Consider the following 25,637-nt stretch of genomic DNA (forward strand, 5'->3'; position numbering starts at 1 on the left):
GCCTAGTCGTCGAACGCGGGCAGGTCTTCGGTCGAGCGATAGAAGGTCAGCGGCAGTCGCCCCGCCGGATTGGTCTTTCCGGTCAGGACGTTGGAAATCGCCAGGCCTCCCGATTGTCCAGGGTACCAGGCTTCCAGGAGCGCGGAGGCGTTGTCCTTGGCCCATGAGAAGTTCAAGGGGCTGCCGTTCATCGCCACGACGATCAAAGGCTTACCCAGGCCCTTGGCCTGCGCGAGCAAGGCCTGCTGGTCGGCGGGAAGGTCGAGTGTGGTCTTGTCGCCGCCTTTGAAGCCGGGGATCTCGATCGGCGCCTCTTCGGCCTCCATGTCGGAGGTGAGACCGACGACCGCCACCAGCACGTCGGCCTTGGCGGCGGCGGCCTTGAGCTCGGCGCTCGGGTCGGCGGCGATGCGTTTCCAGATCAGGCTTAGGCCGGACAGCGCGTGCGATTCTGACACGATCTCAATCGGATACCGCCGGCCCTTTTCCAGACGAAGCGCCTTCAGGGTCGGCAGGCTGCCCCAGCCGGCCTTGCGAAGATCTGCGAACGGCTTGCCGTCGACCTTCAACTCGCCGTTGAAGCCCACCAGGCCCAGACGATAGGTCCCGCTCTCGGGCGGGACCAGGAAGCCCGTCCAGACCACGCGATGGTGGTCGTAGACGCTCGCCAGATCCAGGCTGCGGGCGGCGACGTCGGCCTCGATCCGCGTAACCACCGGCTTTTCAGCATAGGTCATCTTGGCGACGGCTTCGCCGAATGCGCCGGGCGCGAACCGCTTGGGCGGGGGCTCGGTGGTGTTGAAATAACGCGCCAGCAGACCGGCCTGTCCGTCAGGTGTGCGCAGGGCCGTGGTCGGCACACGGTCGCCGTCGGTGAAAGAGGCGCCGAACGGGGCATAGGTGACTTTGGCGCCGGGCAGGGTGAGTCTCAGGCCCTCGACCACAGAGATCGGCGGCGAGGATAGGGCCGAGGAGTAGTTGCCGCGCAGTACGCGGGTGGCGTCGCCCAGAGGGCCGATCACCGCGATGCGCAAGCCGGGCTTGAGCGGCAGTATTCCGTCGTTCTTCAGCAAAACGAGGCTCTTCTCGCTCGCGGCCAGAGCCAGCGCCGTATGCTCAGGTGTGATCACCGTGCTGGGTGCAGCCACGCGGTCAGGGGCGCCGTCCCCAGCCGAAAGGTCGCCATTGCGTAGCCGCGCCGAGAACAGGCGCACCAAAGCCTGCTCGATCTCGGCTGTCGTGATCAGGCCACGCGTCAGGGCTTCACGGTAAGGATCCGCCAGGCCGTCAGTGTCGGTCAGGGTGGCGCCGTTGCATTCGTTGTCGACGCCGGCGCGCAGCGCGGCCGCCACGGCGCTGGCCGCGTCGGGGGCGTACTTGTGGTGGGCGTTGATGTCCTTGACGGCGTCGCAGTCGGACACGACGTAACCGTCGAACTTCCACGCATCGCCCAGATGCTCCTTGAGTAGCAGATCGCTCGCGCAGGCCGGTTGACCATCAATACGATTATAGGCGCACATGATCGAGCCGGCGCGGCCTTCGACGATCGCGGCGCGGAAGGCCGGCAGATAGGTGTCTTCCAGGTCGTGGCGCGAGACGAAGACATTGGCGGTATGACGGGTGGATTCAGGCCCGCTATGGACGGCGAAATGCTTGGGGGTGGCGATGATGCGCGGGTGATCGGGATCATCGCCCTGGACGCCCTGCACGAAGGCCACGCCGATCCGCGCCGTCAGGAACGGATCCTCGCCATAGGTCTCCTGGCCGCGCCCCCATCGAGGATCGCGGAAGATGTTGATGTTGGGCGACCAGGTGTTGAGGCCGGTTCCGATCCGCCCCATGCGGCCGGTCACCCGCGCCAGGGTGTGCAGGTCCTGCATTTCCGTCGCGATCGCGCCGGCGACCTCGTGAACCATCGCGGGGTCGAAGGTCGCCGCCAGCCCGATCGGTTCGGGGAAATTGGTGGTGGGCAGGGCGCCTAGAGCGCCATGCAGCGACTCCGTCCACCAATTATAGGCCGGAACGCCGAGGCGCGGGATCGCCGGTGCGGTGTTGAGCAACTGGTCGAGCTTCTCGTCGAGCGTCAGCTTGCCCACCAGCTCGACGGCCAGACGGTCGGCCATGGCGCGATCCACCGACGCCGGCGGCGAGGCGGGGGCGGCGTGAACGGCCGGCGCTCCTGCCGACAGGATGGCGAAAAGCGCGGTGGCCAGGCCGCATCGCCGCCAATTGGACCTAAACATCTAAGCTACCTCTCGGAAGTGCATCGGATCATGTCGGCGCGGGGCCCGGCGCGCGCGACGCCGGGCCCCGCCGGGCTATGGTTTTGCGGCGTCGATCGGAAACTCGAACACCGTGGCCGAGATCGCCGGGACGACCAGGCTGGATCCCGGGCGCGGGGCGGCGCTTTGGGTGAGGGTGACGCCGGCTGGCGCGCCCACCTTGTTCTGCGCATCGAGCGCTGTGCCAGTCAGCACCCACTTGCGGCCAGCGCCGCGCAGGGCCAGCGCTTTCAGATCAAGCTTCAGCGTCTGGGGGGTAAGGGTCGGGTTGACCACGCCGATCCTCACGTTTTTGCGGTCGGGGCTCAGGCCCGCGATCACGTCGAGGGGGTAGGTCGGGCTGCCGGCTCGCACCTTCGGGTGGTTGTAGCCCACCGGATAGCGCGGCTCGGGTTGAGGCGCATCGCCAAGCACCGCCACAGGCGTCACGCCGGCCCCGAAATGCTCGCCATAGAGCTTGAAGACCTGGCCCGTTGAGTTGAGCACCGCGTCGGTGGCCGTGATGTCCATGGTCGAGGCGCCCGTGGTGAAGGCGCTCATGGTCAGGAAATCGGTGTGGCGGAGCATCTCCTGCAGCACCATGGCGTAGGCCAGCGCCGACTTGAGATTGACCTGACCAAAATAGGCGTACTCGTCGATCGACAGGAAGATCGCCTTGTCCTTCATGGCCGGGAAGCGCTGCTGGTAGATCTTCCACTGCTCGGCCTTCATGCGAACCTGGTTGGACGGCGAGCGTGCGTACTCCATCAGTTCAATGTCGGCAGGGGCGTCAGGCCGGACTTCGGGCTGATCATACCAGTGCTCGGAAATGCCATCGAAATTGCCCCAGGCCTTGGCCAGGAGCCCGCCCGTCCAATCCCATTCGGTGCCGAACTTGGGCGCGACGCTTTCGAGGGAGGCGTTTTCCTTGGTCCCGCGCGGATGGCCCTGGTCTGGCATGGCGCCCGAACCAATCAGGGTAATGGTCGGATCAACAGCCCGCATGGCCTCGGCGAAGGCGTTGTGCTTGATCATGAAATAGTCGAGCGAGGTCTTGCCGATCTGCCACCAGCCGTAAGGCTCGTTGCCGATGTTCCAGTACTTCACGCCATAGGGCTCGGGGTGACCATTGGCCGCTCGGCGCGAACCCCACAGGCTGGTCGCTGGCCCATTCAGATATTCGACCTCTTCGGCCGCCGAATTGGCGTCACCGAGGCCTGCATTGACTGTGACATAGGGCTCGACGCCGATGATCTTGGTCAGGTCCAGCCACTCGTCCATGCCGATGTCGTTGGGCTGCATCGCGCTCCAGGCGTGGTCGAACATCGGCGCGCGCTTGTCGCGCGGCCCGATCGCGCCATGCCAGTCCCAGTCCGAGAGGAAGTTTCCGCCGGGCAGCCGCCACATGCCCGAATTGAGCGAGCGGGCGATCGTGGTCGTGTCGGCCCGCCAGCCGCGAATATTGTCGGCCGGCATCAGCGAGACCACGCCGACCCGGAAGGCTCCCGCACCCAGGCCGGTGATCTCCAGGCGCGCGTCCGCCGCGTCGACCGGGGGCGCGAAGCCAAACTCCGCGCGGCGCCAGTCGGCAGACAGCGCGGGCAGGGCGACCGTTTGACGATCGTCCGGACCCTGACCCCAGACCAGCGCCGCCTCGACCTTCGCGCCGGGGTCACCCGCCACAATGAGATAGCCCTCGTAGCGTTTGCCTTTCGCCACGCCGACGCCCGATTGCGAAAAGCCCTTGCGCACCGAACGATCGACGACCACACGCGGGCTCTGCGCGCCGACATAGGCGGCCTTGGCCTCCATGACTACCGCGGCGTCGCCGCCGATCGGCCGCCACTTGCGATAGCTGACGCCAGGCCGGCCTTCGGCATTGAGCGGCGGCGGCGTATCGAAGGCCTCTGCCACGACCGGATAGTAGAATTTCCGATCGTCGAGCATTTCCGCCCACAAGGTGCGCGCCACCAGGCCGCCAATGGGCTCGATGAACATGCCGTATTCGTACTTGGTGACTGGCGCGGCTCGGCTGGAGCCGTCGATCGTCACCTTAACCGGGGGCGCAGCCATGGCCGTCGTCGAGACCATCACCGCCCAGCCGGCGCAAGCGGCCAGCCTCATTCCGTATCGCATTTGTCCCCTCCCTAATACTCAGTCATTTGACGTCGCTATTTTCCGGTTAAGGCGCGCGACGCCTTGTTCTTGGCGCGTGTGTTGCCTGCCCGACTGAGACAGTCTTGCCGGAAACTCTTGATACGTAGGCCTCGACCAACCAGTCAGCGCGCATCAGGCCAGTGACCGATGGCGCGATTGACCCTGCATCAATTTGCCGGACAAATGGTAGCGTTAACAGATTGCGCGATGCAAGACCTTAGAACGCGCGGCAGGGGAGGCTTTGGAAATGACTCTCAAGGCTAGTGACGCGCCGCGCGGGGCGTAGGCCCGCGCCGGGTATCTGGCGATCATAGCGGTCTTACTTGTCGCGCCGGGCCCCGTGCGCGCTCAAGTGACGACTCCGGGATCGCCGCCGGTGGCTGGCGGCTAGCCGGCCGTGGTCCAGAAAATCAAGGTCTACTCGGCCGCCATCGCGGGCAATCTTGAGGGCGAAAGCGCCGATCGGGACGTTTTCGTGGTGCTGCCCGCCGGCTATGCCAGTCATCCTCGGCGCCGCTACCCCGTCGTCTACGCCCTTCACGGCTATTCCATCGGGGCTCAGCAGTGGATGGGCGAGATCCATGCGCCGCAAACGATCGAAGGCGCGTTCGCCAAGGGCGCGCGCGACATGATTGTCGTGCTGCCCGACAGCAAGACGGTTCACAATGGTTCGATGTATTCGAGTTCACAGACCACCGGCGATTTCGAAACCTTCGTCGCCAGGGACCTCGTCGCCTATATTGATAAGCACTATCGCACCCTTGCGACCCGCGAGAGCCGTTGACTGGTCGGTCACTCGATGGGTGGCTACACGGCACCAGTCGCATCGGCATGCGCCACTCGGACGTATTTGGCACCCTGTACATGATGAGCCCCTGCTGCCTCTCGCCGCGTGACCCTGGCCAACTGAGCGGCGACGCCGCCGCGGCCTTGGCGCCGGTCAAGGCCCTGGAGGACGCCCAGGCGGCGACCTGGGGCGTGCGCGCGCAATTGGCGACGGCTGCGGCCTGGTCGCCCAATCCAGACAAGCCCTCACTGTTCCTTGATCTGCCCGTTGAGAACGGCGTGGTTCGGCCCGACATCCATCGCCAGATGGACCACCAACGCCCCTCTGGCCTTCGTCGATCAATATGTCTCAGCCCTTGCCCGTTACACGGCCATAGCCATTGACGTTGGTGACCGCGACGGGCTGAAGGAGGATGCGACCAAGCTGCACGCGGCGTTCGATCGCTACGGGCTTTCCAACAGCTTCGAGATCTATCCCGGGGATCATACCAGCGGCGTCGCCCCCCCCCCCCGGCTTCAGGACAACGTCCTGCCATTCTTCAGTCGCAACCTGGCATTCCAGGGGCGATGATCGTTGCGCGCGCTGGCCTCCTGGCTCCGTCTCCGCCACCTTGAGCTAGTGACGGAAGAGCTATGATTTTTCGCGCTTTTCTCTCCACTTGTGTCTGGCCGCGTCCACGTTCGGCCGGTTCTATCGCTCTCTGCGAAGGAGGGTGAAGTGGAGCGGGTTAGTATCTTGCGCTTTCACGGCTCCGGAAGTCTTGCTTGTTGCCAGGCAGGGCGGCGTCGTGCGTCAGAATGTTGGCGGGGTGTAGGCGCTGATGATGCGGACGGGTTGGTCGCCTATGCAGCGGAAACGGTGCGGGCGGCGACTGGAGAAGGCATAGGCGTCGCCGGGCCCCAACACGCTGCGTTCGCCGTCAACTGTGACCTCAAGTTGGCCAGAGATAACCACGCCGCCTTCCTCGCCCTCATGGCTCAGGGGAATTCGGCCGGTGTCGCCGCCCGGCTGATACAGTTCATCTAGAATCTGCAATTGCCGGCCAAGCAGACTTCTCCCGACCTGGCGATAGGAAACGGTTCCCTTGCCGATCTCGACCAAATCACTGGCGCGATGAAAGGGGCTGTCGACCTGATGGAGATCGAGGGAGAAAAACTCGGTCAAGGCGATCGGGACGGCGTCGAGAATGCGTTTGAGGGCCCCGACCGACGGGTTGGTGTGGTTGGCCTCGATCAGTGAGATCGTGGAATTGGTGACACCCGCCCGCTTGGCCAGAAGTCGCTGCGACAGGCCGGCGCTCTCCCGCACCAGACGCAACCGTGCGCCGACATCGACCTCAAAATTCCGGGTGACGGGGTTGGGCGTGTTTCGGTTGTTCTGCATTCAACAACGCCTAGTGAAATAATTCCATCAAATCAATTGATGGGGAATCTGAAGTAAACATCTTGTTTCGATGATCAAAACGCTTTGCTCTGCTGGCTACAAGCCCGGAGCGCCGCCCCATGACCAACGCCCCTTCATCGCTCGCGTCCTACTGGATGCCGTTCACCGCCAATCGTCAGTTCAAGCAGGCGCCTCGCCAGCTGGTCGAGGCCCGGGGGATGTATTATCGCAGTGATGATGATCGCCAGGTGCTGGATGGCACGGCGGGCCTGTGGTGCGTCAATGCCGGCCATGGCCGCGACGAGATCGCCGATGCGGTGTCCCGGCAACTGCGTACGCTGGACTATGCGCCCAGCTTCCAGATGGGGCATCCGCTGGCGTTCCAGTTCGCCGAGCGCCTGGTCGAGATCGCGCCGGCCGGATTCAATCATGTGTTCTTCACGGGGTCTGGCTCGGAGTCGGTCGACACCGCGCTGAAAATGGCGCTCGCCTATCAGCGGGCCATCGGGCAGGGCACGCGAACGCGGCTGATCGGGCGCGAGCGCGGCTATCACGGGGTGGGTTTCGGCGGCCTGTCGGTCGGCGGTCTGGTCAATAATCGCCGGGCCTTCACCATGCTGCCGGGCGTTGACCACCTGCGCCATACCCATGATCTGGCCCGCAACGCCTTTTGCGAGGGCGCGCCCGAACATGGCGCCGAACTGGCCGATGATCTGGAACGGATGGTGCAGCTCCATGGCGCCGAGACCATCGCCGCCGTGATCGTCGAGCCGGTCGCCGGCTCGACCGGCGTGCTGCTGCCGCCCAAGGGCTATCTGCAGCGTCTGCGCGAGATCGCGACCCGCCACGGCATCCTGCTGATCTTTGACGAGGTGATCACGGGCTTCGGACGGCTGGGCGCCGGCTTCGCCACGGACTATTTCGGCGTCACGCCCGACATCATCACCACGGCCAAGGGGCTGACCAATGGCGTCCTCCCGATGGGGGCGGTGTTCTGCGCCGATGCGGTGCACGACGCGATGATGCATGGCCCCGCCGCCGCCATTGAGCTCTTTCACGGCTATACCTATTCGGGCCATCCGGTGGCCTGCGCGGCGGGACTGGCGGTGCTGGATATCTACGCGCGCGAGGGGCTGCTTACGCGCGCGTCGGAGCTCTCGGACTTCTGGCGCAAGGCGATGATGACGCTGCGCACGGCCCCCAATGTCATTGATATTCGCACGATCGGCCTAGTGGCGGGCATCGAGCTCTCACCCCGCGAGGGGGCGCCTGGCTCGCGGGCCTATGACGTTTTTGTCGACTGTTTCGAGCGCGGTCTGCTGATCCGCGTGACGGCCGATATCATCGCGCTGTCGCCCCCGCTGATCGTCGAGCCGGCCCAGGTCGAGGCCATGGTGGCGACGATCCGTGACGCCCTGGAGCGGGTCACCTGACGACCTTCAAGGGGGGCTAGGTGTCGTTTTCTAGAGGCGCTGGGGCCGCTCGAGAAACCACAGGCTCGGACCAAAGCTTCGCGGTGAATAGCCAAGGCGCCTTCCGAAGCCGCAATTGTCTACGTTGTGAAGCGCGGCTTAGCTGAGGCGGGGCGAGCGACGGCCTTCCTTAGTGGTGTAAAGACTCGCTGTCGGCGCAGCGGGGCGCGCTGGTTGCCGAGGCCCTCAGGCCCTCAGGCCGCCAGGGTCAAGGCCAGGCTAAGGCGATCATAGCGGCTCTGGATCCGCTGCAGGGTGCTGAGCTTGACGGGCTCGCCTTTGCGCAGCTTGCTCCAGGTGGTCTCACTGATGCCGTACACGTCGAACAGGTGTTCGCGCGTGATGGCCGGCAGGGCGACCCTAAGCCGCTCGAAATGCTCCGGGGTAATGGTGACGGCCTGAGCCATGAGAGGATCCGTTGTCTGCAGAGAGAAGGCGCGGCCGGCGCCGGGGGGAGGAGGAAGGGCGTCGGCCGCTAAACGATCGCGGGGGGCGCGATCGTTATTCTTGGCCACCGCTAGAGCTAGGTTTGCGGTAGTCCAGGGCCGGCGGGCGATCGCCCAGCATGGCCTTGTAGGCGAAGTTCGGACCCCGACGAGCATCGAGTTCGGCCTTGGCCTTCTTGATGGTGTCGGGGTTGGAGAACAGGTCCGCGCCGGTCAGGGCCAGGGTCTTGGCCGCGTTGACCGCACCCTTGACGCCGATCGACGAACCCGCCGCGGCGACGTTCTGCCAGCTGTGGCCGGCCGAGCCGGGCACGAAGGTCGCGGTGCCCAAGCCGACAGTCGGGGTGACCCAGCTGATGTCGGACACGTCAGTCGAGCCGCCGCCGCCTTCCATCTCCACCTTGTAGGGCTCGATGGTCTTGACGGTGTCGATCGACGGCGCGCCCGGCAGGGATTCCTGCATCTTCGTGGCGAAGGCCTGCTCTTCCGGCGTCCAGCTGATGCCGCCGACCTTGCGCAGGTTGGCGTCCATCACCTTGCCCAGGGTGTCGTTAGGCAGCAGGGCGTAAACGCCGCCAGTGACCTCGGTCTTTACGGTTGTGCCGGTTGCGAGAGCCGCGCCTTGGGAGGCCTTTTCCAGGCGGGCCCAGACGTCCTTGACCACGGCTGGATCTGGGTGGCGGACATAATAATAGACCTCGGCGAAGGCCGGTACGACGTTGGGCGCCGTGCCGCCGTTGGTGATCACATAGTGGATGCGGGTCTTGTCTGGCACGTGCTCGCGCAGATAGTTGGCGGCGACGTCCATGACCTCGACGCCGTCTAGAGCCGAACGGCCCTTTTCGGGCGCGGCGGCGGCATGGGCCGACACGCCATAGAAGCGGAACTTGCCGCTGATATTGGCCATCGACACGCCCTGCACGGCGGAATTCTGGTTGGCCGGGTGCCAATGCAGGGTCACGTCAACGTCGTTGAACAGGCCGTCGCGCACCAGATAGACCTTGCCCGAACCGCCTTCTTCAGCCGGCGCGCCATAGACGCGCAGCTCGCCCTTGATGTTGTTCTTGACCATCCATGCCTTGAGCGAAACGGCCGCGCCGACCGAGGCGGCGCCAAACAGGTTGTGGCCGCAGCCGTGGCCGGCGATCTGGCCGGGAATGCCGGTCTTCACCGGATCGGCGGTCTGGGCCAGGCCGGGGAGGGCGTCGAACTCGGCAAGGATGGCCACCACTGGGCCGGGGCCGTTCTTGAAGCTGGCGAGGAACGCGGTCGGCATGCCGGCCACGCCGGCCTTCACGTCAAAGCCTGCGGCCTTGAGCTGATCCTGCAGAACGACAGTGCTCTTGACCTCCTGGTAGCCCACCTCCGCGAAGCCCCAGATTTTCAGGGCGGCGTCCTGAATCTGCGGCGCATCGGCGTCGACGGCCTTCAGGATCATGGTGCGATCGGCCTCCTTGAGCGGCGCGGCGCAGGCCTGGGTCGCGACAAGACCCGCCGACATGGCGGCGGACAGCAAGGCGACCTTCAGGGGGGAGAGCTTCATGGAGACGGGATCCCTGGTGAGCAAAGCAACGGCGCCGCTAGCCGGACCGCCCAATCTAAGACGTACCGGATCGTGCGTCCCTCACTGTGGTCGCAACGAAAAATTGGCTTTTTGGAAAAAGTCGCTGGGCGTCTCGGAGGGCTGGAACGCGCTGGAGCGTATGGTCCCAGTCCGCTGGACAGATTTGGGCTCTAGCCGCGCGGGCGGATCAGCTCGACCTGCTGGTCGTCCGCCCGGCCGACGTCGGCCAGGCCATAGGTTCGCAGGGCCGCCACGAAGGCGTCGACCTGACCGGTTTTGAAGACGCCACTGACGGGCGTGGCGCCCAGGCGCGGATCGGCGATCCACAGCTTGCGTTGCGAAAAGCGGTTCATCTCGTCGACCACGTCTGACAGCGGCTCGCCGTCGAACACCAGGCGGCCCTGCAGCCAGCTGGATTCTTTGGCCGTGTCGACGGAGGCCACAACCCATTCGGCGGCTTTGGCGGCGACGAAGCGCGAGCCAGCCGACATCTCGATCGTCCGATCGCCGCTGGGCGAAGGCCCGGCGATCCGAACTCGGCCCTCAATCAGGGTCACTGACAGCCTGTCCGGTTCCATACGCACGTCGAAGGCTGTGCCCACCGCGGTCACCCGCTTGTCGCCGGCCGCGACCACGAACGGCCGCGACGGATCCTTGGCCACCTCGAAAAAGGCCTGGCCACGCAACAGCGTCAGCCGCCGCTCGCCTTTCCAGGGATTGACCCGAACGGCGGAGCCGGTGCTCAGCGTGACGACGGAATTGTCGGCCAGGTGAAAGGTCGACTGCTCGCCGACAGCAGTGGTGAAGATCGGATCTTCCGCGCTGGAATCCGTGCTGTCCAGCATGGGCAACAGGCGGGGACCGATGATCGCCGCCCCGACGGCGGCTACGACGCCCGCCGCCGCCAGGATCCCGACGGTCCGGCGGTTCATCAGGCGCGGCGAAGCAACGTCCGCGCCAAGCGCGTCGGCGCGCAGGGCGGCGAAGGCCGGATCGGCTTCCAGAAGGTTTAGGGTGTTCCAGGTGGTCGAGACGCGATCCCAGGCGTCGGCGTGGCGCGGATCGAGACCAAGCCAGCGCTCAAAGGCCCGGCGATCTTCCGCCAGGACGTCGTCGCCCTGCAGTCGCGCGAACCAAGCGGCCGCAGCGCTATCCGGGTCGTCGTGTATCTCGTTGCCCGGTGTTGTCGACGTCATCCTGGTCCCGCAGACGCGCGTGCAAGTGACGCAGCGCCTTCATTACATGTTTCTCGACAGCGCTGACGGAGACACCCATGCGCTGGGCGACGAGCTTGTAGCTCATCTCCTCGAAGCGCACGAGGATGAAAACCCGTCGTGTCCGCTCCGGCAGCTCATTGAGAGCCGCCATCGCCCGCGCCATCTGTTCGCGTCCTTGTAAGACGCGTTCTGGCGACATTTCATCAACGGGGTGATGAATATCCTGAAATTCGCAATGATCGGAGCGGCGACGCGATCGGTCGCGACGGCTGCGATCGATCAGCACATTGGAAGCGACCTCGAAGAGATAGCCCTCGACATTGTGCACGACCGGGGCGGGCTGACGCTTCTGGATCCGGAGCAGGACCTCCTGAACCAGGTCCTCGACGTCGTTCTGATGCGCCCGGCGGGAGAAGAAGGCGCGCAGCGCCGGCGTGAAGCGCGCGCCACTGTCCATAAGGGTGTTTTCACCCTCTAGAGGCGGGGCAGCCTTGCCGATACGCATCATTTTTACCGCCCCAGGGTCTTATGGGGGAAAGGTGACGGCGGGTTCCGGCCTCTGTCAAGCAGGGTTGGCAATGCGCGACGTGACACACGCAACTGCTGGCGTGTTGCCTATTGGATATGCAACACGCGATCTTGCAGAGCCCAGACGCACCGAAGGGAATGGCGGTGCGAGAGGCTAGGGCATGGTCCGCGTCCCTACGACGCGCGATCATGCGGCGGTAATGGAGGTCGAGATTCGCCGTGTCGTGGGGTAGCTGGTCGGGAGCGTCGGTGGGACGTGGCGCGGCCCTGGCCTTGGCTTGTGCAACCGGCGTCATGGTCTTTGCGCCGCTGCGAGCCCAGGCCCAGGCCCCAAGCGCCGGCCCGACGTTTCGCTTCGACATTCCGCCCCAGCCTCTGGGTCAGGCGCTCAATCGCCTGGCGGTGCAGAGCAATCGCAACATCCTGTTCTCGTCAGCCCTCGCCAGCGGAAAGCGCAGTCCGTCCCTGACCGGCGCCTTCACCGCCGAAGAGGCTTTGGTCCGCCTGCTGGCCGGCTCGGGGCTGGAGGTGCGCGTCGAGGGGCGCAGCTTTCTGATCGTGCCGGCGCAGGCGGTCATCGCGCGGGCCGCGCCGCCCCCGCCGCCACCGCTCCCGACCGCGTCTGCGGCGCTGGACTCCGTCATTGTTACGGCTCTGAAGCGCGCCACGCCGATCCAGCGGACGCCCATCAGCATGACGGTGGTCGACGGCGAGCAACTGAGCCGCCTGGGCGTGGTCGACCTGGAGCGTGCCTCGCCGCTGCTGCCCGGCCTGAAGCTGGTCTCGACCGCCTTCGGTCGGCGACTGGTGCTGCGCGGCGTCTATGGGGCCGGGGAAGCGACCACCGGGCTCTATTACGACGAAACTTCGATGACGGGTCCCGTCGGTACAACTGCCGACCCTGGCGTGATGGCGCCGGAACTGGCTCTGGTGGATGTGGATCGGATCGAACTGCTTCGTGGTCCGCAGGGCACCCTCTACGGCTCAGGCTCCATGGGCGGCGCGCTGAGGATTCTGTTCAAGCACCCGGACCTGGCCGAGAACGCTCTGTCGGTCAGCGGCAATGTCGTCAGCGCCGCGCATGGCGGCGAAGCGGGCGGCGCCACGGCGGCCCTCAACGCTGTGATCGTGCCCAACACCCTAGCCGCGCGCCTGACGGTCTATGACCAGAGAACGCCGGGCGTCATCGACAATGTTCGGCTGGGCCTGAAGGATGTGGACGCCGCGCGGGTCCGGGGTGTTCGGATGGGGCTAGGCTGGGAGCCCAGTGCACGGTTTGCTCTGCTTCTCTCCGGAACGTCTCAGGTCACCCATCGCGACGACCTTCCGGCCTGGCACGACACGGCAGGTCCCTGGCGGACAACGCACGCCGCCCGCGCGCCCTTTGACGGCGACATCAGCCTGGCCAGCGCGACCGCGCATTGGAAGGGTGACGCCGTCAACATCACTGCAGCCTCGTCTTGGTATCGGTGGCGCTTGACGCGGCGCTCCGACTACAGCGGCGTGCTGATCGGCGAGCGCACCAATACCGCCAGCTGCATGCGCTACTTCTCGCTGAGCAGCGCCTGCGACTCCGGCCAGCTCCAGTCCTATTCGGCCTATGTGGACAGCGTATATCCGGCGATCCTCAACCAGCCCGCGACCCTGACCGCTTCGATCCACGAGGTGCGCGCCTCCTCAGTGCGTGACACGCCGGTCAGCTGGACCCTCGGCGCCTATAGCGAGATCCGTGATGACCATATCGACAGTCAGGTGCCCCACGTCGATCCGCTCACCGGCGGCTTGCCCCAGAACCCGGTCCTCATCGGCCGGCGCGACATCGACAACCACCTGCGCCAGAGCGCGGTGTTCGGCGAGCTTTCCTACGATCCGCGCCCTGAGACGCGGCTGACCCTGGGCGCGCGCCGTTTCGACTACGTCAAGCGCGACCGGGGCGCGGTGCAGATCGCCAACGCGGTCTCGGGCACATGGATGGGGTATTCGATCGATGCGCGGACGCCCGAGCGCGGCTGGAGCCTGAAGGTGCTGGCGAGCCAGCAGATCGCCCAGACTGTCTTTGGCTACGCCCAGGTTTCGCAGGGGTTCAGGCCCGGCGGCGTCAATGTCGTACCCGGCCTGGCCGAGAACCTCGCGCTCTATCGTTCGGACCGGCTGACCAATTACGAACTCGGCCTCAAGAGCCAGTGGGCGCAGCAGCGCTTTACGGCCAATGTCGCGCTCTACCAGATCGACTGGCGCGACATGCAGTACAGCGCCCAGACGCCGAACAAGGCCTTTTCGTTTCTGACCAATATCGGGGCCAGCCGCATCCGCGGACTGGAGAGCGAGATCACGGCGCGCGATCTGGTCGGCTGGGATCTGATGGCCAGCGCCACCCTGACGGATGCGCGCCTGACCGCCGATCAGCTGAGCAACACCGCCATCGGCCTGGGACTTAAAGGCGATCGCCTGCCCATCGTGCCGCAGTTCGCCAGCGCAGCCTCGCTGGAACGCAAATGGGCGCTGAGCGAGGCTGTCGACGGCCGCCTGCGGTTCGATGCGACCTATTCCGGCGGCGCACGCTCGGCGTTCAACGCCGGTAACGCGGACTATCTGACGATGGGCGCCTATGCGACGTTCGGGCTGACTGCGGGACTGCAACACGCCCAATGGACAGTCGACCTGACCCTCGACAACATTCTGGATCGTGCCGGCCGGGCTTCGGCGGCGCGCAATACCTCCGGGCCGGTCGAGTATTTCGGCACGACGCCCCGCACCGTTCGGCTAACCCTGGAGCGGCGCTACTAATCGGCTTTCACCCATTTTTTGCCGAGCGCGTGAGGGGCCGAGATCATCTTGCGTCTGACCTTACAGGCCGCCCGCGAGCGGTGAAAAAGGGGATAATTGATGAACTTGCAGTTTCGAGGCCTGAGGGCCCTGGCCCTTGGGGCGACCGCCTTGACCTCCCTGAGCGCGGGCCACGCCTTCGCCCAGGATGCCGTCACCCAACAGTCGGACAACATCGAAGAGATCGTCGTCACAGCGCTGAAGCGCTCGACCACGATCCAGACCACGCCGATAAGCATCAGCGCCGTCACCGAAAAGTCACTGCAATCCCTGGGCGCGTCGGGCATCCAGGACTATTTCCGGACCGTTCCGAACCTGCAGGTCGACGGCAACTCGCCCACCAGCCGCCGCCTCACCCTGCGCGGCGTGCGCAGCGCCGGTGAAGCCACGGTCGGCCTCTACTATGACGAAACCCCTCTGACCGGCCCGGCCGGCACGACCGCCGACGCCAGCTCGACCAGCGCCGACGTCAATCTGTTCGATGTCGAGCGCGTCGAAGTCCTGCGCGGCCCACAAGGCACGCTGTACGGCTCCGGCTCGATGGGCGGCACGCTGCGCGTCATCCTCAACAAGCCCGACAGCACCCAGTATTCTGGCGCGGTTGAAGCACAAGGCACCGCCACCAAGGACGGCGGCACGGGCTATTCGGTCAAGGGCATGGTCAATGTGCCGCTGATCGAGGACAAGCTGGCCGCGCGCGTCGTGCTGTATCAGGCCGAGCAGGGCGGCTACGTTGACGATGTCGTCCTCAACAAGAAGGACATCAACGACCAGCACGCCACCGGCGGCCGTCTGATGCTGGGCTTTACGCCCACCGACAAGATCACGATCAACGCTTCGGGCCTGTTCCAGAAGACCACCCTGGACGGCCAGAACAGCTGGTATCCGGCCCTGGGCGCGAAGGACTATTCGACAAGCGCCCGCACCATCGCTCCGACTGAGGACGATCTTCGCGTCTACAACGTGATGGGTAAGTGGGAGCTGGACTTCGCGACGATCACCGGCACCTCATCCTACTACAAGTGGTCGCTGCTGCGGAATTCGGACTATACGCCCACCCTGTCGGCCAACCGCGCCAACGCGACCTCCTGCCGCAACTACATCGCGGGCGGCCCGGCGGCGAGCGGCACGACCAACCCGGCCTGCACCACGGCCCAGATGGCGCAATACACCGCCTATGCCGACAGCCGCACCCCGGGCGCGCTCTATCAGCCGATGGGCCTGACCTCGTGGAACCACGAACTGCGGATGAACGGCTCGCTGTTCGCCGACAAGATCGACTGGACCGCCGGCGTCTACTACGAAGACCGCTCGGACTATATCGAGAGCCAGGTCGCCAAGGCCGACGCCCAGGGCGTGATCAATCCCAGCGACCTGACCGCCTGGCGCCATGTCGGCACCGAGACCAAGCAGACGGCCTTCTTCGGTGAAATCACCTACAAGCCGATTTCGAAACTGAGCCTGACGGGCGGCGTTCGTCGCTTCAACTACGACAAGACCGTCTCGGGTCAGGTGCTGATCAGCAACTTCATCACCCAGTCCTATGTCGGGGCCCCGGCCCAGGTTGACGCCAGCGCCGACGGTTGGGTCAGCAAGTTCAACGTCAGCTATCAGGTCACTTCTGACCTCATGGTCTATGGTCTGGCGGCCAAGGGCTTCCGTCCGGGCGGCGCCAACAACATCCCCGGCCTGTCCTCTGCGCTGCTGGCCTACTCGCCGGACAGCCTGTGGAACTACGAAACCGGCGTGAAGAGCCAATGGTTTGATCGCCGCCTGACCGTCAACGCCGCTGCATACCAGATCGACTGGAGCAACATGCAGATCTCGGCGACCAGCGCCAACGGCGCGTTCAGCTATCTGACCAACGCCGGCAAGGCGAAGATCAAAGGCTTCGAAATCGAGGCGATCGCTCGCCCGATACGCGGCCTGACGCTGAACGCCACAGCCGCCTTCGTCGACGCCAAGCTGACCGAAGACCAGGCCAACTCTGCCGTCCTGATCACCGGCTCGACCGGGCTTCGCGGCGACGAGTTCCCCAATGTCGCCGACTTCAGCGGTTCGGCCGCCGTCGAATACACCTGGCCGATCAACAACGATCTGAACGGCCTGCTGCGCGCCGACTACGCCTATGTCGGCGAGTCCGCCTCACAGTTCCGCCCGACCTACACCTACTATGAAAAGCAGGGCGACTACGGCTACGCCAACCTGCGCGGCGGTGTCGAGGGCGCGGACTGGGGCGCCTATCTGTTCGTCAACAACGTGGCCAATGAAGTCGGCCTGATGAGCGTGAGTTCGGCGCTCAACAACAAGCGGCAAGTCGTGAGCATCACCCCGCGCACGGCCGGCTTCTCGGTTCGCAAGCGCTTCTAAGCCAAGGCGAGGCGGCCCGGGAGTGCTCCCGGGCCGCCTCGTTTCTACTGCGGCGTGAGCAGGTTGGGATCGATGAACTGACGCGGAATGCCTGGGCCTTCGAAATAGGCGCCAAGCCAGGCGCCGCCGCCGCCGTTGAACCATTCCACACGGATGGCGTGTTTGCCGGGCTTCAGGTCGATGCCGCCGTTGGCCGTGATCACACCGTGGTCGCCATCGTTGTCGACCACCGGCTTGCCGTCGATATAGAGCTTGCTGCCGTCGTCCGAGGCGAGCGAGAAGTTGTAGGTGCCGCCGGTCGCGATCTGGAGGTGGCCCTCGAACACCACGGCGATGGCGTCCTCCCGGGGAAGCGTCAGCCCCGTGAGGGACATTTCATGGGCTGTGCCGGACGCCGCAGGTTCAAGTCGGGCGAAGTCTGGCAGCCGCACCGGGCCCTCCGGCAGCAGATACGCCTTGTACGTCACGCCGTGCGCGCCGGGGGCCTTCAGATCAAGGATCCGGAAATAGCCTGTGGCCGGGACGCTGGCGGCCTTGCCGTCCACGAAGAGTGAAGCGCGCACGATCGTATTGTGGGCGATCTTGACCGGGCCGCTATAGAGCGTCGACCCGGCTTTGGGGATCGAGTTGTCCAGCGTGTAGCGAACCTCACCCGTGGGGTTGGGGTTACGGATGGTCATTTGCGCGGGCTGATTGACGAACAAGCCGCCTGATGTCGCTGTCCCATCGTTTGCCGGCTCGATCACAGGCGAGGCGTAAAAGCTGCTGGAGCGGTAGGTCTGCTCCGGCGCCGCTTCACCCTTGAGGATGGGCGTGACCGGACGCCCCAGCCAGGCGTAGGGGATCTTCGCGCCCAGCAACCAGGCGACGGTGGCCGTGGTGTCGAACGTGTTGATCGGCAGATCAAGTTGGACGCCCGGCTTGATGTCCTTGCCATAGGCAATCCACGGAATTTCCAGTTCGGCGAGGCTTTCGCCGCCATGTCCCTTGCCCACGCCGCCATGGTCGGCGGTGATCAGGATGACGGTTTCGTCCGCGATGCCGGCCTCTACGGTCGCCTGCCGGATGCGGCCGATCAGCGCGTCGACCTTGGTCACGGCGTCATAATAGCGCGGGGAGCCATGGCCGTATTCGTGACCGGCGTGGTCGACATCATCGAAATGCACAAAGAGGAACGCCGGCTGCTTGGCCTTGATGTAGGCTATGGCCAGCGCTGCGGTGTCGGCCTCGTCCTTGCCATTGACGTCGTAGTCCACGAACCGGTGGTCATAGAGGTGTCCGAACCCGTCCCACTGATAGATCGAGCCCACCTCCAATTCCGGTTGCTGATCGAACAGCACCTGGAAGATTGATGGGAAGAAGCCGCCGGACCCGGTGACCGAGGCCGGGAAGTTGAACTCGCCCACCTGCCAGTCATTGCTGGTGACGCCGTGTTGCTCAGGACCGACGCCGTCGAGAATAGAGGCCCAGTTGGCGCCGCTGGTGGTGGGCAGGACGCCCCGCGCGTGCAAGCTCCAGCTACCGTTTTTCATCATGTCGCGCAGGGTGGGGGTGTCCGCCTTCATCACCCCGTCTGGGCTGAGGGCGTCCACCCCGATGATGATCACGTGGCTCGCCTTCCGGGTGGCGCTAGCATGAGCGCTAGGGACGCTGGCCATGCCGGCGAGGACCGCGATGGAGAGTGCGATGTGTCGGATCGGGTTCTTCATGACAGGCTCCATGTATCGGGCAGCGCGATGGGGCGTTCGGTCCGCGCTTCGGGAAAGTGGGCGATGGTTTGGATCACGTCGTCGGCGCAGGCAGCGGAGCGCCGAACGCGGTCAGCTTTTGACACACCGTCGAAGGTGAGGGTCCTGCGGGCGTTGTGGCGCCGACTCGAACGATCGTGGAACTCATGACGGGGCAATCTGTCAGGTAAATTGGTATAGACCAATTATCACATCAAGTTTGCAGTTTTGCGACTGGCGACCCTGAGCAGCTTAGTTTCCGAGGCCCCGAGCGTGGGGCTGAAACAAGCGCGATCGTTTGAGGACGGGGCGGCTCTCAAATGCGCCCTTCGCCAGAAGGGGCATCGTCAATCTGCGACTGGCGTCCGTCGGTTCCCGCGCCCCGACGCCATTTGTCGATCGTCCGCATCAAAGGTGTCGCCGTTACGCCGTGGATGAGGATCGAGCACAGGACGATGAAGCCCGTGATCGCCCACAACCGCGCCCAGCCTTCGAACTCACCGTGGTTGAGAGCCCAGGCCAGATAGTAGAACGAGCCAATTCCGCGAATGCCGAAGAAGGCGATGAACGCCCGTTCGCGGCGTGAGTGGGGGGCTCCGATCAGGCCAATCCAGCCGGCGAGCGGCCGCACCACCAGCAGGAGCGCCAGGCCCAGGGCCGCGTCCTTCCAGGTGAGTGACGCCAGGAGGCCGCTGGCGATCGCGCCACCCAGCAGAACAAGCACCAGCATCATCAGCAGGCGCTCGATCTGCTCGGCGAAGTCATGCATCGCCTCGTGAAACTGATGATCTCGCTCGGCGGCCCGCAGGGTGAGCGCAGCGACAAATACCGCAAGGAAGCCATAGCCATGCGCCGCCTCTGATAGGGCGTAGGCGAACAGGGTCGCGCCCAGCGCCACCAGGCCATCGCCTGTTCCTGACAGTCGCGCACGCGGCGCCTTGAACGTGATCCAGCCCAGCGCCTTTCCACACGCCCATCCCACGGCGATCCCGGCTGCGATCCTCCACAGGGCGTCCACTGCGAGCCAGTGAAGCAGAAGATCGGGTTTGAGCACGCCGCCTGTCGCCGCCACGGCGACGGCCAAGTGCACGAACGGGAATGCAAAGCCGTCATTGAGTCCGGCTTCCGAGGTCAAGGCGAACCGCGCCTCGCCGTCTTCTCCGGACCGTGGCGGTCCAACCTGCACATCGGAGGCCAGAACCGGATCGGTCGGGGCCAGCACCGCGCCAAGAAGCAGAGCCGGGGCGAGGCCCAGCCCCAGCCCATAGACGCCCATCAGCGCGACCCCAGCGATGGTCAGGGGCATGGTGATGGCGATCAGACGCCAGGTTGATCCCCAGGCCTTCAAGCCGATGCGGCGGTCAATCTTCAGCCCCGCGCCCATCAGCGAGACCAGGACGACCAGTTCGGTGAGCTTTTCCGTGAGTGTGGAAAACCGCAGCGGATTTGGGCGGAATGATAGAGCGCCGGTCTGGAACACCACGATACCCGCCGCGACACAGAGAATGGCCAGCGATAGCGGCAGGTTGCGCAACGCCATCGGTAGCCAAGCCACGAGCAGCACGATCACGCCAACGCCGAGGAGGAAGAGAATGTAGGGATCTAGGGCCATCGTGCATCAACGCGCCGGTTTCTCGAAGGCGCCAAGGGGTTGCGCATCCAATCTCGCTTTGTGGCGCCGTGGAAAATCACACCGATGAGGCGTGACCCGTGGCGCAGGCGATGCGACGTCGAGTTTGCGCCGCCGGCTTGAAAAGGGCAGGGGCAGACGCTTTTGACCGCTAGTCATGCGCGCTGGGTCAATTTTTTTGATCAGCGCCGAGCGCCCGGCTTTCGAGACTGAGTAAGGAGCGGGCGGCAAAGACATTTCTCTCAAAATGTCAGACGGGAGATGCGTCAGGCGGCGGATGAAAGGGTGATGCTCCTCTTCATGAGGTTCCGTCCTGGGGATAACCGCCGCAGGCGGTGGGCGCGGCAACCTCCAGCGAGGACGTCATGTCTAAACAAAAGCTCTTGTTGGCGGGGTCTTCCGCCATTGTGTTTCTGATCCTCTCCACGGCGGCTTTCGCCGAGGATCCATCGACCGCACCGGCGGATACGGTCGACGAGGTCATCGTCAAGGCGCGCGACAAGGCGGGCCTGCTGGAGAAGCAGCCCAGCAACACGGTCTTCGGCATCGACAAGCCGCTTCTGGAAACACCGCGGTCAGCCAGCTTCGTCAGTGACGTAACGCTGCAACGTTACGGCATCGAGAGCATCGACGGGCTGACCGCCGTGTCGCCCGGCACCTACACCGCCAGCTTCTACGGCGTGCCCGGTGCGCTCAATATTCGCGGCACCCTGGCGGAGAACTACTTCCGCGGCTTCAAGCGGATCGAGAACCGCGGGACCTATTCGACGCCCATCGGCGCGGCCGATCAGATCCAGATCGTGCGCGGCCCGCCGACCCCGATCTATGGCTCGGGCAAGGTCGGCGGCATGCTCAACTTCATTCCCAAGTCGGGAAAGAACGAGGGCGGCTATCTGAGCGAGCCGACCGGCGAGTTCACGGCCACGTACGGCTCGTACAACAAGAAGAACGCTACCGCCCAGGTCGGCTTGCCGGTGAACTTCGGCCCGGTCACGGGCGGCGTCTACGCCTATGGCGAAGTCGAGGACAGTCACAGCTTCTACAGGGGCATCTACCCGCGCCGTCAAACCGGCGAGATCTCGGCGGACTTCGATCTTGGCAACGGCTGGACCACCGCTTTGGGCGGGATGATCTATCATTCGGATGGCGACGTCCAAACGCCGGGCTGGAACCGTCTGACCCAGGACCTGATCGACAACCAGACCTATACCACCGGCCGCGACACCAGCCTTGTTGACAGTGACGGCAATGGTCGTCTGACGCTCAACGAGATCACCGGCAACAACGGCGCCAATCCCTACTACTATGACCCGCGTTTCACGCCGCTGTACCAAGCCTACTACGGCTACTACAGCACCGACGCCGCCCACACCCTGGACACCGGCGTGGGCACGACGAAGCTCAGCCCGCGCACCGTCTATATCAGCTCGGCTGACTTCTCGAAGACCAACACCAACACCTTCTATTTCGATCTGGCCAAGTCGCTCACGCCGGACAGTTCGATCAAGGCGCAGCTGTTCTACGATGACCAGGAGAACAAGCGTTTCGTCAGCTATGGCTATCCGGCCTGGTTCGACAGCTCGGTGTGGGAAGCGCGCCTGACCTATAATTTCGCCCATGACTTCATGGACGGCAAGGTGATCACCAAGTCGTTTGTCGGCGCCTCTTACCGGGACTTCTCTGGCCGTCGGCGCGAGAGCTACAACAGCGGCGTGATCGCCCTGGACCGCCGCGATGTCGCGTTTGGCGCAACGCCAACCGATATCATCGACAGCCCGTTCTCCACCGAAACCGGAGCGGGCGTTCTGGGTCTGGCCTGGGAGAACGACAACAAGTCCGACTGGCAGCAGAAGGGCGTGTTCTTCACGACCGACATCATGATCGCCGACACGCTGAACCTGATGTTCGGCGGCCGCTACGACGACTATGACGTCACCTCGAACGATACCGGCGTGCTCAGCTATCAGATCTCGGGCGAGCAGAAGGCCAGCAAGGGCAAGGGTACGTACACCGCCAGCGCCACCTATAAGCTGCCGGCCGGTCTGATGCCCTACATCACTTATGCCAAGGCTTCGGCGCTTGAGATGGGTCAGGCCGGTGACATCGCCCCTGGCCTGGTGGCTGACGCCAGCGACGCCTGGTTGTCGGATAGCGACCTCGCCGAGGCCGGGGTGAAGTTCCAATGGCTTCAGGGCACCCTGGTCGGCTCTCTGGCGGGCTATCGCCAGAACCGCACCCAGTTGACCGGGATCAACGGAACGCCCACCGGCACGCGCGCCAAGGGCGTGGAACTGGAAGTCCGCTGGCTGGCCAGCGAAAACTTCAGCTTCACCTTCTCGGGCAACACCCAGCACACTACGGTCAAGGGGCCCGACACCTCGTTCCAGTACATCCCGGCCTACACCGCCGGCGTTCCGGGTTCGCAGGCGTTCGGCGGCACCTATGTCGTCTGGAGCTTCGACAGCCTTTCAGGGCGTGGCGGCGACTACGACTACACCCTGATCCCCAAGTCGGTGGTCAGCCTCTACGGCGCCTATACCAGTGACGACTATGCGTGGGGCAAGGTTGGCGGAGCGCTGGGTGTCACTCACGTGACCAAGACGTCGGGCACGGTCGAGAACGCGGTGACCTATCCGGCCTATGCCGTCGCCAATGCCTCGGCTTACTACGCGGCCGGGCCTTATACGGTCACGGCCAACATCGATAACTTGTTCGACAAGCTCTACTTTACGCCCGACGCCGACTCCTACGCCAACCTCGGCGCCTTGCCGAGCAAGGGTCGGGAATGGCGCGTGACCCTCTCGCGGAAATTCTAGTTCCAACAGTTGCGCGTCGCCGCGAGAGGGCGGCGCGCAGCCAAGCTTAACGAAGGAGGCCCGACGATGATGTCGACGACCCAATGGCGATCCTGGCTCATCCTCGGGACCTTCAGTCTGCTGCTCTTCCTGATCACCGCCTCGACCTTCTCGTCGCTGGGGGTGATCCTGCCGACCATGATCAAGGAGCAGCATTGGAGCTTCGGCTCCGCGTTCCTGGGGTTCACGCTGCTCGGCGCGTTCTGCGGCGGATCCTCCTGGCTGCCGGCCATCCTGATCCGCAAGATCGGCGTACGCGCAACGATCGTCACGGGATCGGCCGTAATGGTTGTGGGGTTCGTCTGCCTGGCTCGGGCTCAAGGTCTTCCGGTCTATCTGACGGGCACGGCGCTGTTGGGCGTAGGCTATCAGATGATGGCCCTGATCCCTGGCACCCATGTGCTGGGCATGTTGTTCAAGAAGCGCGCCCTACCGTTTGGCGTCTATTTCACCATCGGCGCATTGGGCGGCGTGGCCGGTCCCTGGATGGCGCTGGTCGGTCTCGAAGCTGCGAACGGCGCCTGGCGGCCCTATTGGGCGGCGCAAGCTGTCGCCGCCGCCGTGATCGGCGCCTTGTGCGCAGCCCTCGTTGGCGGCCGGGCGTGGCTGGAGGCGGCTGCCGTAGACACCGACAAGGCTGTTGCGGAAGACGCCCTGACCGCGCCGGTTTCGTCTCGCGTCTATCGCACGACCACGGACTGGACCGTGAAGGAAGCGATCCGCACCCCGCAGTTCTACGTTATCCTCGCGGCCTATTTCGCGCACCTGCTGGGCGGCGTGACGGCGGTCAGCCTGGCCCCCAGCCATTTTGGCGAGTTGGGCGTGGTTTCGGCCATCGCGGTCAGCGCGCTGAGCCTGGAATCCCTGATGCAGGTCGTAGCCCGCATGGGCGGCGGCCTGATCGGCGACCGGATCGACCCGCGTTGGCTGTTGGCGGGCGCCCAGGGCATGATGGCGGTGGGCCTTTTGGCTCTGGCGCATGCCGCCAGCTGGCCGATGATGATGATCTTCGCCCTGGGCGTCGGCAGCGGCTTTGGCATGACCGTTCTGGCTGTCAGCATCTTGCTGCTCAACTATTATGGCCGACGCAATAACCTCGAGATCTTCTCTCTGGTCTGCCTGGTCGGCGCCGTATCCGCCCTGGGCCCGGCGATCGGCGGCTATATGCGCGATCAACTGGGCGGCTTTGCGCCGACATTCCAGGTGTTCGCGGCCGTCATCGGCGTCATATTCGTGGCGGCCCTGTTCATGCGTCCGCCGCGCAAGGCCACAGCCGAGGTCACGGAGGCTCCGGTTCCTGGTCCCACGCCGATTATGCTTCAAGACGCTGCCTGAGGAGGCTCCCATGTTTCACAGCCCATCCAAGCACAAGGATTTCGGCGTCTTCATGCCGATGGCCAATGGTGGCTGGATCATCTCCAAGACCACGCCGACCCTCGATGGTCTCTATCCGCAAAACCGGGCAGCGGCGGTTCTCGCTGACGAACTTGGCCTCGATTTTCTGATGGCCATGGGAAAGTTTCGAGGCTTCGGCGGCGAGACCAATCATTGGGGCGTGACCCTGGAGTCGGTGACCATGATGGCCGCCCTGGCCGAGGCGACCAGAAATATCAAGGTCTGGGCCACCATCCACCCCCTGCTGCAGAACCCGGCCGTTGCGGCGAAGATGATCGCCACCCTCGACCACATCAGCGGTGGTCGAGCTGGGCTGAACATCGTCGCCGGCGCCTACAAGGGCGAGTTCGAGCAGATGGGCGCCTGGGACGACAGTCTCGACCACGACGGCCGCTACCGGCTGACCGAGGAATGGACCACCATCGTCAAGCGGCTGTGGGCCGAGGACAGCGTCGACTATGCCGGCGAGTTCTTCACGATGAAGGATTGCCAGTCGGCCCCCAAGCCGCTCTCCAAGCCGCGGCCCAGCATTATCTGCGCCGGCATGTCCGAGCGCGGCTTCCAGTTCTCGGTTCGCGAAGCCGACGCGGTGTTCATCGGCGGCCGCACCCCCGACGAGCGGCGGGACGCCAGCCAGAGGGCCAAGGCCGCCGCCGAACGCATGGGCACGTCGATCCGCACCTATGCCATGTGCACGATCGTCCATGGTGAGACCGACGAAGCCGCCGAGGCGACGGCCAAGCGCTATGACGAGGGCGCTGATATCGAGGCGGTGATCGCCATGCTCGAAAGCTGGGGCATGGGCGGGGGCGACCTGAAGGCCAAGGCGCTGTCGATGGGCGCCTTCATGACCCAGACCGCCATTGGTTCGCCCGCAACCTGCGCCGCCAAGATCCAGGAGTTTGTCGACTATGCCGAACTGGACGGCCTGATGCTGATCTTCCCCGACTATGTCGAGGGCCTGACGATGTTTGGCTCGGAGATTTTGCCGGGTCTGCGCGCGGTCTATTCGTGAACGC

At 64.8% G+C, this 25,637-nt stretch carries 17 protein-coding genes; 8 read left to right on the forward strand and 9 right to left on the reverse strand.

Going from position 1 to position 25,637, the window contains the following annotated elements; translation table 11 throughout:
- Nucleotides 1-2 precede the first annotated feature (2 nt).
- Complete coding sequence (locus ACW18B_RS11750; protein WP_492047233.1) at nt 3-2,243, reverse strand: glycoside hydrolase family 3 N-terminal domain-containing protein; 2,241 nt, start codon at nt 2,241-2,243, stop codon at nt 3-5.
- A gap of 75 nt (nt 2,244-2,318) precedes the next feature.
- Nucleotides 2,319-4,385: an alpha-L-arabinofuranosidase family protein gene (locus ACW18B_RS11755; RefSeq protein WP_492047234.1), complete on the reverse strand. Its 2,067-nt coding sequence runs from the start codon at nt 4,383-4,385 to the stop codon at nt 2,319-2,321.
- Between the two features lie 430 nt (nt 4,386-4,815).
- Here ACW18B_RS11755 and ACW18B_RS11760 point away from each other — a divergent pair, with 430 nt between their 5' ends.
- Both ACW18B_RS11760 and ACW18B_RS11765 read left to right on the forward strand, forming a co-directional pair.
- Nucleotides 4,816-5,202 (forward strand): alpha/beta hydrolase, encoded by a 387-nt coding sequence (locus ACW18B_RS11760; protein WP_492047235.1) that lies wholly within the window; start codon nt 4,816-4,818, stop codon nt 5,200-5,202.
- A gap of 258 nt (nt 5,203-5,460) precedes the next feature.
- Nucleotides 5,461-5,775, forward strand: a complete 315-nt coding sequence (locus tag ACW18B_RS11765) for a hypothetical protein (protein WP_492047236.1) — start codon at nt 5,461-5,463, stop codon at nt 5,773-5,775.
- A gap of 222 nt (nt 5,776-5,997) precedes the next feature.
- Here ACW18B_RS11765 and ACW18B_RS11770 read toward each other — a convergent pair whose 3' ends face one another.
- Nucleotides 5,998-6,588 (reverse strand): cupin domain-containing protein, encoded by a 591-nt coding sequence (locus ACW18B_RS11770; protein ID WP_492047237.1) that lies wholly within the window; start codon nt 6,586-6,588, stop codon nt 5,998-6,000.
- Nucleotides 6,589-6,707: 119 nt separating this feature from the next.
- On the opposite strand from ACW18B_RS11770, the gene aptA reads away from it, so the two are divergent.
- Nucleotides 6,708-8,021 (forward strand): omega-aminotransferase AptA, encoded by a 1,314-nt coding sequence (gene aptA / locus ACW18B_RS11775; RefSeq protein ID WP_492047238.1) that lies wholly within the window; start codon nt 6,708-6,710, stop codon nt 8,019-8,021.
- 233 nt (nt 8,022-8,254) lie between these two features.
- Here aptA and ACW18B_RS11780 read toward each other — a convergent pair whose 3' ends face one another.
- The 4 genes from ACW18B_RS11780 to ACW18B_RS11795 form a co-directional block, all read right to left on the reverse strand.
- Nucleotides 8,255-8,467, reverse strand: a complete 213-nt coding sequence (locus ACW18B_RS11780) for a hypothetical protein (RefSeq protein ID WP_492047239.1) — start codon at nt 8,465-8,467, stop codon at nt 8,255-8,257.
- A 94-nt stretch (nt 8,468-8,561) separates the two neighbouring features.
- The gene (locus ACW18B_RS11785) at nt 8,562-10,049 is read right to left on the reverse strand and encodes an amidohydrolase (RefSeq protein WP_492047240.1); all 1,488 of its coding nucleotides are present in this window, start codon (nt 10,047-10,049) and stop codon (nt 8,562-8,564) included.
- A gap of 191 nt (nt 10,050-10,240) precedes the next feature.
- A complete protein-coding gene (locus tag ACW18B_RS11790) occupies nt 10,241-11,266 on the reverse strand; it encodes a FecR family protein (protein WP_492047241.1) in 1,026 nt (341 codons plus the stop codon).
- Nucleotides 11,220-11,795, reverse strand: a complete 576-nt coding sequence (locus tag ACW18B_RS11795; protein WP_492047242.1) for an RNA polymerase sigma factor — start codon at nt 11,793-11,795, stop codon at nt 11,220-11,222. Before ACW18B_RS11795 ends, ACW18B_RS11790 begins: the two co-directional genes overlap by 47 nt.
- A gap of 314 nt (nt 11,796-12,109) precedes the next feature.
- On the opposite strand from ACW18B_RS11795, the gene ACW18B_RS11800 reads away from it, so the two are divergent.
- Together ACW18B_RS11800 and ACW18B_RS11805 are read left to right on the forward strand one after the other, a co-directional pair.
- A complete protein-coding gene (locus tag ACW18B_RS11800; RefSeq protein WP_492047243.1) occupies nt 12,110-14,602 on the forward strand; it encodes a TonB-dependent receptor in 2,493 nt (830 codons plus the stop codon).
- A gap of 99 nt (nt 14,603-14,701) precedes the next feature.
- The gene (locus ACW18B_RS11805) at nt 14,702-17,011 is read left to right on the forward strand and encodes a TonB-dependent receptor (protein ID WP_492047244.1); all 2,310 of its coding nucleotides are present in this window, start codon (nt 14,702-14,704) and stop codon (nt 17,009-17,011) included.
- Between the two features lie 44 nt (nt 17,012-17,055).
- On the opposite strand, the gene ACW18B_RS11810 is transcribed toward ACW18B_RS11805, so the two are convergent.
- Together ACW18B_RS11810 and ACW18B_RS11815 are read right to left on the reverse strand one after the other, a co-directional pair.
- On the reverse strand, nt 17,056-18,720 hold the full coding sequence (locus ACW18B_RS11810; RefSeq protein ID WP_492047245.1) for an alkaline phosphatase family protein: 1,665 nt from the start codon (nt 18,718-18,720) through the stop codon (nt 17,056-17,058).
- 334 nt (nt 18,721-19,054) lie between these two features.
- Complete coding sequence (locus ACW18B_RS11815; protein WP_492047246.1) at nt 19,055-20,350, reverse strand: cation:proton antiporter; 1,296 nt, start codon at nt 20,348-20,350, stop codon at nt 19,055-19,057.
- Nucleotides 20,351-20,733: 383 nt separating this feature from the next.
- Between ACW18B_RS11815 and ACW18B_RS11820 the strand changes: the two genes are divergently transcribed.
- The 3 genes from ACW18B_RS11820 to ACW18B_RS11830 all read left to right on the forward strand — a co-directional run bounded on the left by ACW18B_RS11820 (nt 20,734) and on the right by ACW18B_RS11830 (nt 25,633).
- Entirely contained in the window at nt 20,734-23,184 is a 2,451-nt protein-coding gene (locus ACW18B_RS11820; RefSeq protein ID WP_492047247.1) for a TonB-dependent siderophore receptor, read from the forward strand.
- A gap of 69 nt (nt 23,185-23,253) precedes the next feature.
- Nucleotides 23,254-24,558: an MFS transporter gene (locus ACW18B_RS11825; RefSeq protein ID WP_492051690.1), complete on the forward strand. Its 1,305-nt coding sequence runs from the start codon at nt 23,254-23,256 to the stop codon at nt 24,556-24,558.
- A 10-nt stretch (nt 24,559-24,568) separates the two neighbouring features.
- Complete coding sequence (locus tag ACW18B_RS11830; RefSeq protein ID WP_492047248.1) at nt 24,569-25,633, forward strand: LLM class flavin-dependent oxidoreductase; 1,065 nt, start codon at nt 24,569-24,571, stop codon at nt 25,631-25,633.
- Nucleotides 25,634-25,637: the final 4 nt, after the last annotated feature.

The organism is Caulobacter sp. FV2ps19, assembly GCF_058681035.1.

Excerpts from the sequence above, each read along its gene's own strand:
- ACW18B_RS11805 (WP_492047244.1), top strand. The coding sequence starts at position 14,702 with ATGAACTTGCAGTTTCGAGGCCTGAGGGCCCTGGCCCTTGGGGCGACC.
- ACW18B_RS11790 (WP_492047241.1), bottom strand. The coding sequence starts at position 11,266 with ATGACGTCGACAACACCGGGCAACGAGATACACGACGACCCGGATAGC.
- ACW18B_RS11785 (WP_492047240.1), bottom strand. The coding sequence starts at position 10,049 with ATGAAGCTCTCCCCCCTGAAGGTCGCCTTGCTGTCCGCCGCCATGTCG.
- ACW18B_RS11820 (WP_492047247.1), top strand. The coding sequence starts at position 20,734 with ATGTCTAAACAAAAGCTCTTGTTGGCGGGGTCTTCCGCCATTGTGTTT.
- ACW18B_RS11770 (WP_492047237.1), bottom strand. The coding sequence starts at position 6,588 with ATGCAGAACAACCGAAACACGCCCAACCCCGTCACCCGGAATTTTGAG.
- ACW18B_RS11825 (WP_492051690.1), top strand. The coding sequence starts at position 23,254 with ATGTCGACGACCCAATGGCGATCCTGGCTCATCCTCGGGACCTTCAGT.
- ACW18B_RS11830 (WP_492047248.1), top strand. The coding sequence starts at position 24,569 with ATGTTTCACAGCCCATCCAAGCACAAGGATTTCGGCGTCTTCATGCCG.
- ACW18B_RS11795 (WP_492047242.1), bottom strand. The coding sequence starts at position 11,795 with ATGATGCGTATCGGCAAGGCTGCCCCGCCTCTAGAGGGTGAAAACACC.
- ACW18B_RS11800 (WP_492047243.1), top strand. The coding sequence starts at position 12,110 with ATGGTCTTTGCGCCGCTGCGAGCCCAGGCCCAGGCCCCAAGCGCCGGC.
- ACW18B_RS11810 (WP_492047245.1), bottom strand. The coding sequence starts at position 18,720 with ATGAAGAACCCGATCCGACACATCGCACTCTCCATCGCGGTCCTCGCC.
- ACW18B_RS11750 (WP_492047233.1), bottom strand. The coding sequence starts at position 2,243 with ATGTTTAGGTCCAATTGGCGGCGATGCGGCCTGGCCACCGCGCTTTTC.
- aptA (WP_492047238.1), top strand. The coding sequence starts at position 6,708 with ATGACCAACGCCCCTTCATCGCTCGCGTCCTACTGGATGCCGTTCACC.
- ACW18B_RS11755 (WP_492047234.1), bottom strand. The coding sequence starts at position 4,385 with ATGAGGCTGGCCGCTTGCGCCGGCTGGGCGGTGATGGTCTCGACGACG.
- ACW18B_RS11815 (WP_492047246.1), bottom strand. The coding sequence starts at position 20,350 with ATGGCCCTAGATCCCTACATTCTCTTCCTCCTCGGCGTTGGCGTGATC.
- ACW18B_RS11780 (WP_492047239.1), bottom strand. The coding sequence starts at position 8,467 with ATGGCTCAGGCCGTCACCATTACCCCGGAGCATTTCGAGCGGCTTAGG.